We start from the raw sequence: 17239 nt of genomic DNA on the forward strand, positions 1-17239 counted from the left end.
GCCCAGGGCGGCATCGCCTACAGGCCTGTTCACACCCGGCGGCGCTCATCCCAAGCCAGCCCACCCAGCAGCGCAGCCAGCAGCAACAAGGCTCCGATACCCAGCGTGGGCACAGGCGCAGGGGCCGTTGCCTGCGTGGTCACCTCCGCGCTCGATGGGTTGTTGCCCAAGGCCCCATCGCTGCCGCCATTGCTGTCGTTGTCCGCCCCCGTGGCGCCCAGCACCGTGACGCTGCCACTGGCCGGCAGGTTGAAGCTGACCGTGCAGCTGAGAACGCCCTGGCTTGGCACAGCGGCCGGGCCCGTGCAAACCGGGCTGGGGCTGCCCGGCAGGCTGACCGCATTGCTGATGCTGCAGAACGCATTCAGCGCGCTACTGCTGCCAACATTGGTACAGGTGGTCGTGCATGCCACCAGGGCTCCCGCCGCTGCGGTGCCTGGCGTGCATACGGTGCTGCTCTGCATGTCGCTAACGGCACGCCAGGCAAAGAGATTGCCGCTGGATCCGCCCGAAGGCACATCGATCGCAATCGCCTGCGCGGCAGTGCTGCCCGCTACGCTGGTGTCCAGACTGCCAGGGTCGGCGGCGCTGCCGGTCAGGCCTTGCTGGGTATAAGCCGCCTGCAATCCTGCTGGGGGCGTTGCGCTGATCGTGCAGCTGGCGCCCACGGGAACCCCCTCAAAACTAAAGCTGCCATCTGCCGCCGTTGCCACCGGGCCGGCGCTGTAGCTGGGCTCGGTGCAGGTCAGGGCGACATCAAGCGCCGAGCCGACATCCACCGCTTGTCCATCATCCTGGGTATTTGCGGGAGCGCTACCCTCTACATAGGCGCGGCCCGCAACCGTCGCCGTCTGCGTCAGGTTCAGCAGGAAGGGAATCGCGTTGGCCTCGCCCTCCACCGTCGTAAAGCCAATGCAGCCGCTTTCTGCATTGGCGGCCGCGCAGTAGGCATCCGGCAAGGGATTGGCAGCCGGTGCCGGGAAGAAACTGAATACAAATTCGTCGCCACCAAAGACGATCGTGCGGTTGACGGACCCGTCCAACACCCAGATATCGCTACAAGGCGTCTCGCTCGGAACCACGCAGGGCGTGGTGTCCACGGTGTTCGGTGTTTCGGAAAAGCGGATGGTGTAGGTAAAGGTTTCGTAGCTATAGGGATCGCCACTGTCCTTGCGCCGGATCCCCAAGGTTGTGGCAATCGTGGCACTCGCCAGCGTGGCATAGGACGAAGCCACCACATTGTTGGCATGCGTGTAGGTATTAGCGGGCTGCGCCGCGCCGTTGGTCACCAAGGTGCCCGTTTTGGGGCTGTCGGAGATACCGATGCCGCTGCGCCCCACCCCCGCAGGCCCACTCGGACAGGCACCCCAGGTGATATCGGTCACGCTGACCAGTTCGCATCCGTTCGAAGTACCAGGACCGGCGCCATTGAAGGTGGTGTTACCAGAGGCAGTGACAAATTGCGCACTGACTACATAGTCCCATTCCACCGGCGCTGCCGCTACGGTCCCAGCCGCCATGGCCCCCAACAATCCGAGGGCAGCGAGACATTGGCGAAAGCTCTGCATAGGTTTCTTCCGGGTGGGCACGCGCTGCATGCCAGGTATGTACGGATGCGCAGGCAGCAGCCTGTCTTGCACCGAAGACGGTGGGTTGTGCATCAGGCTCAGGCGCGGCGGCGCAAACCCAAAAAGGCCAGCAGCCCGGCCGGCAGCAGATTCAGGATTCCGGACGCCTTGCGACCTTGCTGTGCCTTGCGGCCGCTGCCTGCTCCATTCACTACAGAAACATGTGCCATAGGTCAAAACCTCCAGTTGCGATGCATCGACTCGCCACAAGCCCCGGCCCGCAGCGCAGAAATCTCATGGAGGATTTGTACACACGTAACAAAATTTGTTATTTGGTTTTTTAATAAATCTTTTGAAATTCAAGCAGTACCAAAGACATTTTTAAAAAAGCTGATATTCGCTTCCAAAAGCACGCCTTATCGGCCCACAAGGCGCTTGAGGGCTCGGTAAAGTTGGAAGCAAAGTGCCTCCCAGTTAACATTGGTTTAAAACAAACGAACCGCCTGATTGTTCCTACGTGTGACAATTCACAACCGTTAAAGGTGTATCAAGGTCCTGCAAAAACTATGAGCAATGCCGACATTCCATCGCCCCATGTATTGATCGTGGACGATGATCCCGACCAGCTTCGTCTGCTGGTCGCTGCATTGCGCAATACCTCATACCGGGTCAGCGTGGCCCTCAATGGCGACCAGGGCTATGCCAGGGCGGCGGTGCTGCTGCCCGATCTGATCCTGCTGGATATGCGCATGCCCGGGCGCAACGGCATCACGATTGCGCGCCTGCTCAAGACCAATCCCGCCACCCAGCACATCCCGATCATTTTTCTCTCCGCCATGGTCGAGCAGGACGACCGGCTCTCCGGCCTGCGCGCGGGCGGTGTGGACTACATCACCAAGCCCTTTTTTGTCGAAGAGATCCAGGAGCGGGTGCGCATCCACCTGATACTGGCCCAGCAGAACCTGCGGCCAACCCAGGATGGGCCACTGGCACAGCCCGACCGAGCCGTCGCGCCACCGAGCCAGTCACCCGCCAACCTCACGCTCAAGCAGGTGGCCACCGAATACATCCTGGGCCATATCCAGGACCCCGAGCTGAAAAGCTCGGACGTCGCCGCCAGCCTGGGCCTGTCCATGCGGCGCCTGAACATGGTGTTCGAGACCAGCGATGGCTTGTCGGCCTTTGAGTTCATCCGCCAGGAGCGCATGCGCCGCGCGGCATTGATGCTGGCCCAAAGTACCTTGAGCATTGCCGATGTGGCCCTGGAAGTGGGCTACCTGAACTCGGCCAACTTCTCCACCGAGTTCAAGAAGTTCTGGCAAAAATCGCCCACCCAGCTGCGCAGCGAATGCCAGGCGGATCCCGAGGTGCTGCAAAACCTGGTCGCCTCCAAGTTCCGTTGATTGATGACCCTACTCACATCTGCACCCATGCGCCGCATGTGACCTGCCAGAGACCTGCACCAGCCAACCGACTCCGCTCTGCTTCTAGACCATGGACCTACCTGCCCCGTCTTCACCGTTCGCTGATGCGGACCATGGCGCCACCGGCAAGCCCGCCGCCGCGATGAAACGCGGCCGGGAGATGTTGCCCCTGGTGCGCCGAGCCACCTTGGTGCTCGTGCTCTTCTGGCTCTGTTTGGTGGCCGGCCTGGGCTGGTGGCTGTCGCAACGCATCGCCAGCCAGTGGACCCAGAGCCAGGCCTCCAGCGCCGCCTACGAGGCTGAGACCACCGCACGCGTGGTGGACCGGCTGTTCACCCAGATGGTCAGCGTCGCCAATATGGTGGCCAGCCAGAGCCAGGTGATCGAGCTCGCCAAACGTTACCGCGAGGACCCGCCCGGTCTGGACGCGCTGACCCGCCAGCAGCGCGCAGCCCAGTTCACTGCTGATCCGCTGGTGCGCAAGGTGGGTGATTTCATGGACGCGCTGGGTGCCGATCTGCGCTATGCCCGCATCTACCAGAACAACCTGTCGGACGACACCATCACGGCCAGCAACTGGGCCGCACCCGACAGCATCGTCGGCATGATCTACTCAGGCCGCATCTACCTGAACCATGCCTTGCGCGACGGCAGCGGCCATTCCTTCGGCATTGCGCGTATCAACAAGACGCCGTCCTACTTTGTGGCCAGCCGCATCGACGATGCCCAGGATGTCGTGCAGGGCTCCGTCACCGTCAAGTTCGATGCGCCCGATATGGCGCACTACCTGACCGGCCGGCATACAGCGCTGATCGTCAACCAGCAAGGCCGCGTGACGACCAGCTCGTCCGAACCCTTCATGCTGCGCAATGTGGCCGGCATGCTGCCCGCCGGCGTGCTGCACCCTTCGGATGATGAGGATGGTGAGGCGCTGGGCGATGCGATGGACATCCAGCCGCTGGCCGCCTATGGCATTGATGGCCAATGGCTGATCGATGGCAAGCCCTATGTGATGAAGCGCCAGCCGCTGAACAACCGGCAGTACCAGCTGCTGACCCTGGCCTCGCTGGAGCCCCTGGCCGCCATCCGTGAGCAGCACCTGTGGACAGCAATCCTGGTGGCCTCCGTCGGCACCGTGCTGATCCTGCTGTCCTGCCATATCCTGGGCCAGATGGTGGTGCGCCGCCAGGACGAGAAATACGCCGCCATGGTCACCTCGGCACTCAATGCCGACCTGAGCACAGCGCTGAGCGATGCCCAGACCAAGGAACGCCAGAAGGTGGAAGTGCTGGGCTACATCGGCCATGACCTGCGCGCGCCACTGGCCACCATCAAGGGCTATTCCGAGCTGCTGCTGACAGAGGCCCCGGAGAAACAACAGGGCCTGGTCAAGACCATCCAGCGCAGCGTCAAATACCAGCTCGACCTGATCGACGAGCTGCTGGAGTACGCCAAGTCCGAGCTGCAACCGCTGGCCGTGCGCCCCGCCCCCATCGATCTGCAGGCGCTGCTGGCTGACATCTCGGACTACGCCGTCTCGCTGTGCTCGCAGCAAAACAACCATTTCCACTGCCATGTCAGCGGCGCCCTGCCCCGGCGCATCGCCATGGATGGCAAGCGCCTGCAGCAGGTGCTGCTGAACCTGATCTCCAATGCCGCCAAGTTCACCCGCGATGGTGTCGTGACCCTGTCGGTCAATGCCCGCGAGGATGGCGAATTTTGTGTGCTCCATATTGCCGTCAGCGACACCGGCATTGGCATCGACCTGGCCCAGAAGCCCGATATCTTTGATGCCTTCCAGCAAATTCAGACCGAGGGCGGCAGCACCGGCCTGGGCCTGTTCATCTCGCAGCGCATTCTGATGGCGATGGGCGGGAGCCTGGAAGTGAGCAGCGCCGCCGGCCAGGGCACGACCTTCTCGTTTGAACTGTCGGTGCCGATCATCGAACGCAGTGGCGCAGGCAGCCCAGAGGCCAATACATTGCCAGGGCCGCCAAGCCGCATAGCTGCAGCACCGGTGGTTGCCATGGCCACCCCTGGCGATGCGGCACTCGACGAGCTCGCCGAGCTGGCCTTGCAGGGCCGCCTGACCGATATCGAAGGCTGGATCAACCGCCACACCGATCACACGGTCCATGCGCTCTTTACCGCCGAGCTGCTGGACCGGCTGGAGCAGTTTGACTTTGCCGGCATTCACCAGCTGGCACTGCGCAACAAGCGCGGCGCCGGCTAAGCAGACGCTCAGCCCTGCTTGCCGCGCTGTGTCCAGCGGCTGCTGATGGTGCGGGCCAGCCAGTCAAGCGCAAAGCCCAGGCCGCCGATCACCACGATGCCGGCCATCAGCTCGTCGTAGGCCAGGCGGTCGCGCGTGTCCAGCACAAAGTAACCCATGCCGCTGGAGACGCCCAGCATCTCGGCGGGCACCAGCACGATCCAGCCAATGCCCACCGCCAGCCGAAAGCCGGTGAGGATATGGCTGATGCAGCCAGGTAGGACCACACGGGCAATGGTCTCCCAACGCGTGGCCGAGAGGCTCTGCGCCAGCCGCATCCAGGCCGGGTCCAGCGCGGCCACGCCAGCGGCGGTGTTCAGCATGATGGGCCAGACGGTGGCAAAGCTCAGCAGAAAGACCACCGGCGCCTCACCCACGCCCAGCGCCATCACCGCCAACGGCATCCAGGACAGCGGCGAGACCATGCGCAAGAACTGAAACGTCGGCCCGCTGATGCGCGCAAACAGCGGCGACAGGCCCAGGCACAGCCCCAGCGGCACACCGATGGCCATCGCCAGCAGCAGCGCAATCGCAATGCGCTGCAGGCTGGTGCTGATGTGCGGCCACAGCTCGCCACTGCCCAGCAAATGCACGAGGGCCTTCAAGCCCGCCTGCGGCGCAAAGGCCGCGCGGATCACCTCTACATCGGAGATATACCGGGCAGCAAGTGCCCACAGCCCCAGGCTGATCACGATGCCCAGCAGCGGCCAGGCCAGGCGCGCGGCCCAGCGCTGTGCCCTGCCGGCATCCCGGGTGCTGTCATGCGCCCCCAGCATCATGCGGCGATCACTTCCTTGCGGCTGAAGTCATCCGCATGGCCAAAGGCCTTGAGGCCGCCCACTTGGCTCAGCGCCTGTTTCACAAAGCGGTCATCCACCAAATCCTTGGCGGCAAAGGCCGGGTCCAGCTCGCGGATAAAGTCCACATTGCCTTCCATCATCGTGCCCTGCATGGCCTTGACCAGCTCCTGCGTGTAGCTGGGGAAGGGATAGGGCTGGAAGTCGATGCGGCGCTGGTTCCACTCGGGGTGCTGCAGCACGCCCTTGGCGCGGTACTGCTCAAAATCCTTCAGGTCAAACACCTTCTGCAATACCGGCAGCGGGTGCGGCGTGTACTTGTTGGCGCCGTCCTTGGACATCAACTCGGCCGTCTCGCCCATGTGGTCGCGCGTCCACAGCTGCGCCTTGACGAGGGCCGTGGTCACGCGCTGGGCCCACTCAGGGCGCTCAGCAATGTCGCGCTCGGACAGGGTCACCAGGCAGCAGGCATGGTCCTTCCAGATATCGCCCAGGAAGCGCGCCACCTTGCCCACGCCCAGGGTCTCGGCCATCGCATTGAACGGGTCGGCCACGATAAAGCCTGACACCGATTTGGAAGCCAGCGCAGCCACCATCTCGGCCGGCGGCACGATCACCAGGTTCACCTCCTTGGCGCCCAGCGCCGTGCCCTTGGGCTTACTGACCGGCGTGAGCCCGTTCTTGCGCAGCACCTGCTGGATGAGGATGTTGTGGATCGAATACCAGAACGGAATCGCGAACGTGGTACCAGCCAGATCGGCCACGCTGTTGATGTTGGGGGCCACGGTGATGGCCGAGCCGCTCATATGGTTCCAGGCCACGACCTTGGCACCAAACTTGGAGCCATAGCGCACCGACAAGGTCGTCGGCGACAGCAGATGCACCACATTCACCTGGCCGGCAATAAAGGCCTCGATGAGCTGCGCCCAGCTGCGGAACAGGCGTGGCTTCTCGGCCTGCAGGCCTTCAGCCTCAAACAGCTTGCGGCTGTGCGCCACAAAGAAGGGGGTCGCATCGGTGATCGCCAGGTAGCCAATGCGCACGGGCACATCGTCGCCCTTGAACTTTTGCGCCAGCGCGTCGCCCGCGCGCAGCAAGGGCGTGGCCGCCACACCGCTGATGGCGGCAATGCGCAGCCAATCACGGCGGCTGATGCCGCAGTCGCAGTGGCTGGAGGTGCAGATATGTTGGTAAGTCATGGGTTCTCTCTCCTGGTCTGTCATCGTTGGCTGGGGGTGGTGTCAAACGGCTCGGGCGGGGCTGCGCAAGGCCTGGAGCGCATGCAAAATCTCCAGCCGCATCGCGGCAATGCGCTCATCGTCGATGCGCCGGGGGTGGGGAATGTCGATGTGCCAGCTCTGCACAATGCGGCCCGCACCGGCCTGCACATCGGGCGTGCTGCCCATCAGCAGCACCCGGTCCGCCACCAGCAGGGCCTCGTCAATATCGTGGGTAACCAGCAGCGCGGCCGTGTGCCAGCGGTGCACCACCTCGACCAGCAGCGCCTGCATATCGCTGCGGGTCAGCACATCCAACGCCGAGAAAGGCTCATCGGCCAGCAGCAGGCGCGGCTCACGCGCCAGCGCCCGGGCCAGCGCCGCACGCTGCGCCATGCCGCCCGAGAGCTGCGCCGGAAACAGCCGCTCCTTGCCCTTCAAACCCACCGCATCCATGCTGGCCTGCACGCGCTGCGCAATCGCCTGCTGCGTGGCCTGGGGCTGGTGCTTGAAGTCCAGGCCAAAGGCCACGTTGTCCTGCACATTCAACCAGGGCAGCAGGCTGGCCTGCTGGAACACCACGGCCGCACGCGGGTGCGGCGCGCGCAGGGGTGCATCCAGAAACTGCACTGAGCCCGCATCGGGTGGCTGCAAGCCTGCCAGGGTGCGCAGCAAGGTCGATTTGCCACAGCCGCTACCGCCCAACAGCGCCACAATCTCCTGGCTGTCGATATCTATATCGATGCCGGCAAACACCGGCTGCCCAGCGCGGTAGCCATAGCGCAGGCCCCGTCCCTGCAAGGCTTGGCGGGGTGCAAGGCTTGCCGTCATGCCACCACCTGCGGCGCATGCTGGGCCAGCTCGCCTTCAAGCTGGGTCAGGCTGGGGGTGACGATGGGGATAAAGGCCGACTCGCGCCAGCGGCGGCCAAAATCGGGCTGCTGGTCTTGCAGGTAGGCGCGGCCTCCCGTCGCCTGCAGCTCCAGCTGCAAGGCCTCTTGCACAAGGCCTGCCAGGCGCATGCGCAATGCAAACAAGGGGCTGACATCGGCGACCCAGCGGTCACCCAGCACGCCCTCCAACAGCTCGGCCTCCACTTGGCCCAGCGTCTTCTGTGCCTCGGTCACGCGGGTGTGCAAAGGGCCACGTGCGCCGCCATCCTGGGCAGCAGCCTGCAACGCGGCACGGGCCAGGCCGATGGACAACGCACACTGCATGCCCAAAAACCCTGGGCGCGCCGCCTTCAAATACGGTGGCCCGGCCTGTGCCAGCAGCGCCTGGGCGGGCACCGCCACCTGGTTCAGCTGCAGCGCAGCGGTATTGCTGGCACGCATGCCCAGCAGGTCCAGATCGGGCGAGCGCACCAGGCCCGGCAACCCACTCTCCAGCGCCATCACCATCGGCAGGCCGCCGCCTTCGGGCTGCACCGCAGCGGCCACGACAAAACCCTGGCTTCGCACGTTCGACACCCAAGGCAACACGCCATCCAGGCACCAGCCCTGCGCCGCCGGCTTGGCCTGCACCTGCAAAGCCTCGATGCGCGACAGAAACTTGATCACATTGGAGAGGCCCACCGCGCCTGCGATATCGCCGCGCAGCAAGGCATCCCACCAACGCTCACGGGCGGCATCATTGCCGCTGGCCTGCAGGTAGTGGATAAAGGCGCGCTGACTCCAAAAGACAAATGCCGTCGTCAGCGACAGGCCGGCCACCTCGGTGATCGCAGCAATCGCATCGCGCACATCACCGCCATGGCCGCCTTGCGCGACCGGCAGGCCCGTGCGCAGCAGGTCATGGTGGGCCAGCATCGGCAGCACGGTGCTGGCCAGCTCGGCCTGGGTATCGAGCACAAAGGCGCGCTGCGCGATATCGCTGCGGGCGCTCTCGGTCAGCATGGGGGACGGGGTGGTGCGCATGGTGCAAGGCCGGCGGCCCCTTTGACATGAACGCCTTGGCTGCCGCTGCCTGGCCACCGGGGCGCAGGTGTGGAGAGCATCAGTCGCATGGTCAGTTGCCGGACCGGCAAAAAGTCATGGTGGGAGCGCGGGCAGGCCCCGCGCGAGGATGCTGCAGTCTAACGCAACTGCCTTATAGGCTTATTTGACCGAGCGCATGCAGTCTCGCTGCAGCAGGCGCCAGGGCCACGGCGCGATTCTTGCCACCCCCACCATCCCCTCGCACCCTGGCTTAGGCTTGCGCAGCCTCCACCGCAGGCTCACCCAGGCTCAGCATCAGGCGGTTGGCCCAGTTGAAGAAGGCCGCGCCTTGCAGTGCATCGGCAATCGCATAGTCATCCAGCCCGGCCTGGCGCAGGCCGTCGATATGGCTGGCATCCAGCGCCAGAGGGGTCTCGGTCAACGCGACCGAGGCGGCAACAATGGCATTCCAGCGCTGCCCCAAATCAGCCTGCACGCCGTCATCGAGCAGCTTTTGCACATCCTCTTCGCGGCGCGAGAAATGCGAGGCAAAGCGTGCGTGCACCGAGGCGCAGTAAATGCAGCCGTTGAGCCGGGAGGTGGCCGCAGCGGCCAGCTCGCGCTCGGCGCGGGGCAGGCCACCATCGGGGTTGTAGAAGATGTCCTTGTCGGTGCGGGTGCGCGCGCCCAGGGTGTCGGGGTCGCGGGCCAGCAGCCGAAAGTACGGTGACTTGGCACGCGAGGCATCGACCAGGCCTTCAAAGTGCCTCGGAGTCAGCTCCGCCTCCGGCAAGGGGTCAATCCAGGGCAGCCAATCCAGCTGGGCTTGGGTAAAGACCGAGGGTGCCGTGCTGGCTGGGTAGTTCAGGGTGTGGTTGCTCATGCAGCGCTCTCTTCAGCGGTGGGTTGTTGGGCAGCGGTGGATGGAGCGGGATGGGCTTGCAACAAGCGCAGGCCTGCCACCACGCGGATCTGAAAGGCCAGAAAGGACACCAGCTGCGACAGCACCACAATGTCTGTCTCGCTCCAGCCGGCATCCAGCAAGCCTTGTAGATGCGTGGCCTGGGCATCGCGGGGGTGGAAGGCCAGCAGATGCGCATGCGCCAGGCCGGCGGACAGGCGCTCACCCAGCACGGCGCGGCTCTGCGCGCCAACGGCGTAGACGGGGCCGGCCTGGTTTTCGGCGCTCAAAAGGCCTCGCGGGTACTGGCCATACGGCCCGCTGGCCAGGCCTTGCGCCACTTCGGCATCAATCGCTTTGCCCAGCGCCAGGCTGGCCTGGGTGGCCAGTGCATCGCGGTAAAAGCGCTGCACCTGCGGCTGCTGGTGCAGGCCGGCCACAAAGGCGGCAACGGCTAGGCGCTCGTTCAGCGGCCAATGGCTGCTGAGCGGCGCGCGGGGCGCCAACAGCGCCAGAAAGCTTTGCTGGGCCTGCGCGCGTGCCTGCAGGCGGTGGCGGCGCACGGCGTCCAAATGGCTGCCCGGCGCTATGCCGGCGAGCTGGTCAATCACGTCATCGCCAGGCGATGGGTTCCATGCAGAAGTCATAGCGGTATCACTCCAAAAAATCAGGCCAGTGCCGGTACCGGCACGGGGAAAGAGGCGGTTGCGGGTGGCGCCAGCGCGTCCTCGCGGCGCCAGCCCAGCGCTGGCGCCACGTACTGCGCCGTCAGCGCGATCGAGCGCAGGATGTCGGCATGTGGCGGGTCGATCGAATGCACCTGGAAGGAGATATCGGTTGCCCGCGCCAAGGCGGTGTCGGCGCGCAAGGACGCAATCACGTCATCGGGCGTGCCCACATGCACGTCGTAGGCGGCCAGCAGCTGGGCCAGCGGTGCATCTGGACCCCATTGGCTGGCAGGGCCGCTAGGGTTGGCAGCGGCGGCACGCGCCAGGCTGCGGCGCAAGCCGACCTCGGCTAGCTGCAAGGCACGCTGGCGGTCTTCGGCCACAAACAAGGTGCGCGATCCCAGGATGCGCCGCGCGGCCCCAGCCGGCAATGCCGCCAGGTAGGTGTCGATCAAGGGGTTCTGGATATCGGCCAGGCTGGCTGCGGGCGCCTCGGCGCTGCGGGGCTGGGTGCGCGACAGCATCAGCCCATCGCCAGCCAGACCAGCGCGCTCGGCGCCAGCGGCCGAGAACGTGGCCTGCCAGATGCGCGCCAGCAACTGCGGCGCGGCGGGGTAAAGGCGATCGCCCCCTGGCAGCGGCAAACCTGCCCAGGCATTTCGCAGCACGGCCAGGTGCTGTGCATAGATGCGGGCGCGGTCATCGCTGCGCAGGCCAAAGGCGGTAAAGGATTCGGGCGTGCCACCAGTGCCCAGCCCCAACTCCAGGCGGCCACCCGACAGCAGATCCAGCACCGCCGCATCTTCGGCGACACGGATGGGGTTCTCCATCGGCAAGGTGATGATGCCGGTGCCCAGGCGGATGCGCTGGGTGCGCGCCGCCACCTGGCTCAGAAACACCAGCGGTGCGGGCAGTCCTCCTTCGGCTTCATGAAAGTGGTGCTGCGCCACCCAGGCCGTGTCAAAGCCATGGGCCTCGGCATGCTGGATCTGCGCGGTCACCAGTCGGTAGCGCTCCGCCGCGCTGGCCTGGTCGAGCAGGCGGCTAAAAAAGCCCAGGCGTTTTCTAGGCGGCGAGTTGGGTGATGGGCTCGGGTTCATGGTGAAGTCTTTTTCCGGGAATGGCAGCGATCAGCTCGCGCGTATAGGCACTGGTGGGGCGCGAGAAGACCTCGTCCACCGGCCCGGCATCGACCTGGCGGCCGCCTTGCAACACCGAGACGGTGTCGGCAATCTGGCGCACCACGGCCAGGTCGTGCGAGATAAAGAGATAGGTCAGTTGCAGCTCGCGCTGCAGCTGGTCCAGCAGCGCCAGAATCTGCGCTTGCACGGTCACATCGAGGGCGGACACGGCCTCGTCTAGCACCAGCACGCGGGGCTGCAGAATCAGCGCCCGGGCAATGGCCACGCGCTGGCGCTGGCCGCCCGAGAGCGCACGCGGCCGCCGCGCCAGCACTGCGGGCGGCAGGCCTACGCGGGCCAGCATGTCGTGTACGCGGCGCTCGCGCTCGGCAGGCGCCAAGCGCTCAAAATTCAACAAGGGTTCTTCGATGATCGCGTAGATGCTCTGGCGCGGATCGAGCGAGCTGAACGGGTTCTGGTAGACCAACTGCACGGTTTTGCGGAACTGGCGCAAGGCCTCGCCGCGCAAGGCGGTCACATCGATGCCTTCCACCGTGATGCGGCCCGAGGTTGGCTTGCCAAAGCCCACCACATCGCGGATGGTCGTGGTCTTGCCCGAGCCGGACTCACCCACAATCGCATGCGTGCTGCCCCGTGGCACCTCGAACGAGATGCCTGCGACGGCACGGAAGGGCTGCGGGCTGCCGGCCACCGCAAAGTCATGCACCAGGTCGCGCACCACAATCGCTGGCTCTACCGCCAGCGCCCGTGGCGCTCGCGCCGGCGCCGTGCCCAGTGATGGCGCATCGGCCAGCAATTGGCGCGTATAGCGGCTTTGCGGGTTGCGCAGCACATCGGCCGTGGGCCCTTGCTCCTGGATGCGGCCGGCCTGCAGAACGACGAGGCGGTTGGCGCGGTCGGCGGCCACGCCCAGGTCATGCGTTACCAGCAGCACGGCGGTGCCAAACTCGCGGCGCAGGTCGTCGATCAGATCGAGGATGCGGCGCTGCACCGTCACATCGAGCGCGCTGGTGGGCTCATCGGCAATGATCAGCGCAGGCTGCAGCGCAATCGCGATGGCGATCAGCACGCGCTGCTTCATGCCGCCAGATAGCTCATGCGGATACTGGCGCGCCCGCAGCTCGGGCTGCGACAGCCCCACTTTGTGCAGCAGCTCCAGCACGCGCTGGGCAATCGCCTTTTTGTCGCGCCAGCCATGCAGGCGCAGCATCTCACCGACCTGGTCGCCAACGGTGCGTACCGGGTTCAGCGAGGTTGTAGGATCCTGCGGAATCAGGCTGACGACCTTGCCCCGCAGCGCCTGCAATTGGCGCTGCGACCAGCCGGCCACGTCGGTGCCATTGATGCGGATGCTGCCGGCCTGCACCCGGCCGTTGTCGGCCAGCAGGCCGATGATGGACTGGGCGGTGGTCGTCTTGCCCGAGCCGGATTCGCCGACCAGGGCCAGCACCTCACCGGCGGCGATGGAGAACGAGACCTCATGCACGGTGCGCTGCTCGGCCTGGCCATCGTGGTAGGCGATCGACAGGTTCTCGACCTGCAGTACGGGAATGGCAGCTTCGGTCATGCGCGCCTCCGGGTCAGATCGGCGCTGATATGGTTGGCCGCCAGCACCACCGCTGCCACCAGCAGGCCAGGCGCAGCGGTCAGCCACCAGGCGGTGGCCATGTAGTTGCGGCCTTCGGCAATCAGCAGACCCCATTCCGGCGTGGGCGGCGGCGCGCCATAGCCCAGAAAGCCCAGGGTGGAGATCGCCAGAATGGCCGAGCCAAACTGCAGCGCCGCCAGCGCGATCACCGAGGTCAGCGAGTTGGGCAGCACATGGCGCCAGAGCACGGCCGCAAAGCGCCCGCCACTGCCGAATGCCGCCTCCACATAGTCAGAGCGGCGCACCCGCACCACTTCCGAGCGCAGCAGGCGCGCAAAGCTCGCAACCGACACGATGCCGACGGCCAGCGCCGCGTTCACCGTGCCAAAGCCCAGGATGATGATCACCGACAGCGACAGCAGCAGCGAGGGCACGGACAGCAGCACATCGACGATGCGCATCACCGCGTCCTCCACCCAGCCGCCAGAAGCGCCTGCGACCAGGCCCAAAAAGCTGCCGAGCAGCAAGCCGACGCTCACCGCTACAAAGGCGCCGCTGAGCGAATGCACGGCGCCATAGACCAGGCGCGCATAGCTGTCGCGGCCCAGCGCGTCCGTCCCCAGCCAATGCGCGGCGCTAGGCGGCTGCAGCTGCTGGCCGGCCGTGCCCAGCACCGGGTTGTAGCTGCTGAACCAGCCCGGCGCGATGGCCCACAGCGCTACCAGCGCCAGTACGCCCCAGGCCAGCAACAGGCCCAGCGGCGCGGCACGCAGGCGCCGCAAGGCGGCAGAGAAGATGGCAGGCAGGCCTGGCGCGGCAAACCGCTGCGGCGCAGCCTGCACTGCAACGCTGGCCGTGCCACGCGCTGCGCCCAGCAGGGCCGGCTCGGCGGCCAGGGCCCCAAGGCCGACGGTAGATGATGTGCTTGCAGACATGGTCAAACTCCCAAACGGTTGCGCAAACGCGGGTCGAACAGCGGGTAGAGCAGGTCCACCGCAAGATTGATCAGCACAAAGGCGGTGGCCGAGATGACCACGACGGCCTGCAGCACGGCGCTGTCCTGGTTGCCGACGGCCTGCTGGGTCAGGCTGCCCAGGCCATTGAGGCCAAAGACGGCCTCGGTCACCACGGCGCCGCCCAGCAGCTCGCCAAACAGCACGCCGGCCATCGTCAGCATCGGCAGCGCGGCATTGCCGGCCACATGGCGCAGCAGCAGCCAGAGGCGCGGAGCGCCCTTGGCGCGTGCCACGGCCACAAAGGGCTGGGTCAGCACCTCGTCCACATTGCGCAGCAGGATCTGCGCCAGCGGCGCGGCAATCGGTATCGCCAAGGTCAGGGTCGGCAGCACCAGGCCCTGCCATTTGCCGGGGTTGATCACGGGGATCCAGCCCAGGCGGAACGACACCAGCTGGATCAGCACAATGCCCAGCCAGAACACGGGCACCGAGACAAACACGGAGGGCAGCGCATACAGCGCGCCACGCAGCCAGCGCCAGGGCGCCAGCTGGGCCAGCAGTGCCAGCGCGATGGCCAACACCAGCGCCAGCGCAAAGCCCAGGCTGGCCAGGCGCAAGGTAGGCGGCAGGCTGGTGGCCAGCCCCTGGCTGACCGGCACGCCGGCCTGCAGCGAGTAGCCAAAGTTGCCGCTGGCAAAGCCCGTCAGGCTGTGCCAGTACTGCTGCCACACGGGCTGGTCGGCGCCATAGGCGGCGCGGATGTCGGCCACCTCCTGCGGGCCCAGGCCCAACTCGGGGCTCAGGAACTTGATCAGCAGCGCATCGCCGGGTAACAGCTGCAGCAGCAGGAAGGACGCGGTGAACGCCGCCCAAAGCACCAGCAGCGCCTGGGCACTGCGCCGGGCCAGATAGGGATAGAAGGACATCGAATTGCTCCTTGCCGCTCAGCGGGACTGCGCCTTAGCGCTTGGCCAGCCAGGTGCTGTAAAAGCTCGGGCGCCCCACCGCCTCAAAGCCCACATCGCGCACCCAGGGGGCAGCGGCAAAGGCCTGCGGCTCTTCAAAAACGGGGATCACATAGGCCTGGTCGATGAGGTAGTTCTGTACCTCGGCCGTCAGCGCCAGGCGCTTCTGCGCATCGGTCTGCGCGGCAATCGCCTCCAGCAGGCCATTGAGCTGCGGATCGACAAAGCCCTTGACCTTCTGGCTCACACCGCCCTGCTGCAGCAGCACGTTGCGGTTGGTCGGGTAGTAGTTGCTCTTGATCACATCGGGATCGGCGCGGCCCACCATGCCAGGGGCCACCGGGGTCTTTTCCGGATCGAGGTTATCGACGATGCGCACGCCGGCATCGCCGCTGAGCACCTGCAGCTTGACCCCCACCTTGCCCCACTGCTGGGCCACCAGCTGCAAGGTCTCCTTGTTCTGCGGCTGGGGCAGCGAGTCATAGGCGGCCAGCACCAGGGCGCGGCCATCCTTTTGGCGGATGCCATCCGGCCCCGGTGTCCAGCCTGCGCTGTCCAGCAACTGCTGGGCCTTTTGCGGGTCGTAGGCGAGCTTGCTGGCCAGGTTGACATAGCCCTGCGCGCTGGCCGCGATCACCGAGGTGGCCTGCGGGTAGTTGTGCGAGAACAGGGTCTGCACGACCTCCTGGGTATTGGTGGCATGCAGCAACGCCTGGCGCACCTTCAGATCGGCGACCAGCGCGTTGTCGGGGCGGAAAACAATGCTGTTGTTCACGCCCCGCGTGGAGGGCGCGTAGATGACAAACTTCTGCTCTTCCACCCGCTTTTCGTCATAGGCCTGCACCTGGCGGATCACACCGGCCTGGCCCGACAACAGCGCGCCAATGCGCACGCTGTCCTCCGGGGTGACGATAAAGCGCACCTCATCCAGGCGCGCGCGGCCCTGGTGCGCCAGCTGCGCAGGGCCCCAGCTGTAGTCCTTGCGGGCCGACAGCAGCAGCTCCTTGCCCAGGGTCTCGCTGGTCACCACAAAGGGGCCCGAGCCAATGATCTTGGTGGCATCGCCCAGCTCGTCAAACGGGCGCTCCAGGGTCTGCAAGGCCACCAGGCCCGAGCCGATCACCGAGGTGCCTTGCAGGAAGCCCGGCGAGGGCTTGCTGAAGTAGAACTTCACCGTCAGCGGGCCCAGCACTTCGCTGCGCTCGTAGTTGTTGATGACCTCGGACACCGGCAGCTTGAGCGCCTTGTTGCCGCGCCCATAGGTGTCAAAGTTCTTGGCCACCGCTGCCGCATCCAGCGGCGTGCCGTCGGAGAAAGTCACGCCTGGGCGCAGCTCGAAGCTAAACTCGGTCGCGCTGTCGTTGATGGTCCAGCTTTTGGCGATCCAGGGCTGGATCTCCAGCGTCTTGGGGTCCTGATAGGTGAGCTTGTCTGTAATCTGGTTGAGCACGCCGCCGTTCGGGTAGAAGCCACCCGCTGGCGGATAGAGGTTGGTATGCGCCTGCTGCTCCAGGTACACCAGCGCGCCGCCGCTGGCGGGGCCGTTATCGGCCTTGGCCTCGGCCACGCTCTCGGTCTTGGAGCAGGCCGACAGCACCCCACCCAGCACCAGCAATGCCGCACTCCATACCGCCAATTTCTTGAATTTATTCGCTTTCAACACCACGCACCACCCTCGCTCGCCCATGGGCACATTTGCCTGCACCGGCACGCCAACCTCGGCCGCCGGGCAGCGGCACCCTTGCAGAAAGTGCCGCCATCTGGGTTAGTCATGCTAGGCATTTGCCGCGCGCTGAGAAGGTATTTTTCGGAGCATCGATATGCG

The 17239-nt window shown here is 65.6% G+C and carries 15 protein-coding genes; 2 read left to right on the forward strand and 13 right to left on the reverse strand.

Annotated elements, in window-relative coordinates; genetic code table 11:
• Positions 1-29: 29 nt before the first annotated feature.
• Together HS961_RS19525 and HS961_RS23740 are read right to left on the reverse strand one after the other, a co-directional pair.
• Positions 30-1661 (reverse strand): THxN family PEP-CTERM protein, encoded by a 1632-nt coding sequence (locus HS961_RS19525; RefSeq protein ID WP_327012005.1) that lies wholly within the window; start codon positions 1659-1661, stop codon positions 30-32.
• Positions 1662-1666: 5 nt separating this feature from the next.
• Entirely contained in the window at positions 1667-1798 is a 132-nt protein-coding gene (locus HS961_RS23740; RefSeq protein ID WP_272956277.1) for a hypothetical protein, read from the reverse strand.
• 336 nt (positions 1799-2134) lie between these two features.
• On the opposite strand from HS961_RS23740, the gene HS961_RS19530 reads away from it, so the two are divergent.
• Both HS961_RS19530 and HS961_RS23745 read left to right on the forward strand, forming a co-directional pair.
• Positions 2135-2971 carry a response regulator gene (locus tag HS961_RS19530; protein ID WP_182324856.1) on the forward strand — a complete coding sequence of 279 codons (837 nt, stop codon included), beginning with the start codon at positions 2135-2137 and terminating at the stop codon, positions 2969-2971.
• A gap of 91 nt (positions 2972-3062) precedes the next feature.
• On the forward strand, positions 3063-5225 hold the full coding sequence (locus HS961_RS23745; protein ID WP_182324858.1) for a sensor histidine kinase: 2163 nt from the start codon (positions 3063-3065) through the stop codon (positions 5223-5225).
• Positions 5226-5233: 8 nt separating this feature from the next.
• Here HS961_RS23745 and HS961_RS19540 read toward each other — a convergent pair whose 3' ends face one another.
• From HS961_RS19540 to HS961_RS19590, 11 genes are all read right to left on the reverse strand, one after another.
• Positions 5234-6043: an ABC transporter permease gene (locus HS961_RS19540; RefSeq protein ID WP_238347664.1), complete on the reverse strand. Its 810-nt coding sequence runs from the start codon at positions 6041-6043 to the stop codon at positions 5234-5236.
• Entirely contained in the window at positions 6040-7260 is a 1221-nt protein-coding gene (locus HS961_RS19545) for an ABC transporter substrate-binding protein (protein WP_238347665.1), read from the reverse strand. The genes HS961_RS19540 and HS961_RS19545 overlap by 4 nt, the downstream gene beginning before the upstream one ends.
• A 42-nt stretch (positions 7261-7302) precedes the next feature.
• Positions 7303-8109: an ABC transporter ATP-binding protein gene (locus HS961_RS19550; protein WP_182324862.1), complete on the reverse strand. Its 807-nt coding sequence runs from the start codon at positions 8107-8109 to the stop codon at positions 7303-7305.
• The gene (locus HS961_RS19555; RefSeq protein WP_238347666.1) at positions 8106-9194 is read right to left on the reverse strand and encodes an acyl-CoA dehydrogenase family protein; all 1089 of its coding nucleotides are present in this window, start codon (positions 9192-9194) and stop codon (positions 8106-8108) included. The genes HS961_RS19550 and HS961_RS19555 overlap by 4 nt, the downstream gene beginning before the upstream one ends.
• Before the next feature lie 271 nt (positions 9195-9465).
• Positions 9466-10077, reverse strand: a complete 612-nt coding sequence (locus tag HS961_RS19560) for an alkylhydroperoxidase domain protein (protein ID WP_182324864.1) — start codon at positions 10075-10077, stop codon at positions 9466-9468.
• The gene (locus tag HS961_RS19565) at positions 10074-10742 is read right to left on the reverse strand and encodes a CMD domain protein (protein WP_182324866.1); all 669 of its coding nucleotides are present in this window, start codon (positions 10740-10742) and stop codon (positions 10074-10076) included. The genes HS961_RS19560 and HS961_RS19565 overlap by 4 nt, the downstream gene beginning before the upstream one ends.
• 20 nt (positions 10743-10762) lie before the next feature.
• Positions 10763-11863, reverse strand: a complete 1101-nt coding sequence (locus HS961_RS19570; RefSeq protein ID WP_182324868.1) for a putative FMN-dependent luciferase-like monooxygenase — start codon at positions 11861-11863, stop codon at positions 10763-10765.
• Positions 11829-13472, reverse strand: a complete 1644-nt coding sequence (locus tag HS961_RS19575) for a dipeptide ABC transporter ATP-binding protein (RefSeq protein ID WP_182324870.1) — start codon at positions 13470-13472, stop codon at positions 11829-11831. Before HS961_RS19575 ends, HS961_RS19570 begins: the two co-directional genes overlap by 35 nt.
• The gene (locus HS961_RS19580; protein WP_238347667.1) at positions 13469-14434 is read right to left on the reverse strand and encodes an ABC transporter permease; all 966 of its coding nucleotides are present in this window, start codon (positions 14432-14434) and stop codon (positions 13469-13471) included. Before HS961_RS19580 ends, HS961_RS19575 begins: the two co-directional genes overlap by 4 nt.
• Positions 14431-15375, reverse strand: coding sequence for an ABC transporter permease (locus HS961_RS19585; protein ID WP_182324874.1), 945 nt, complete (start codon positions 15373-15375; stop codon positions 14431-14433). Before HS961_RS19585 ends, HS961_RS19580 begins: the two co-directional genes overlap by 4 nt.
• Before the next feature lie 34 nt (positions 15376-15409).
• Positions 15410-17050 carry a TIGR04028 family ABC transporter substrate-binding protein gene (locus HS961_RS19590; RefSeq protein WP_412101665.1) on the reverse strand — a complete coding sequence of 547 codons (1641 nt, stop codon included), beginning with the start codon at positions 17048-17050 and terminating at the stop codon, positions 15410-15412.
• Between the last annotated feature and the right edge of the window lie 189 nt (positions 17051-17239).

Source organism: Comamonas piscis (assembly GCF_014109725.1).
In the GTDB taxonomy this organism is placed as follows: domain Bacteria; phylum Pseudomonadota; class Gammaproteobacteria; order Burkholderiales; family Burkholderiaceae_C; genus Comamonas; species Comamonas piscis.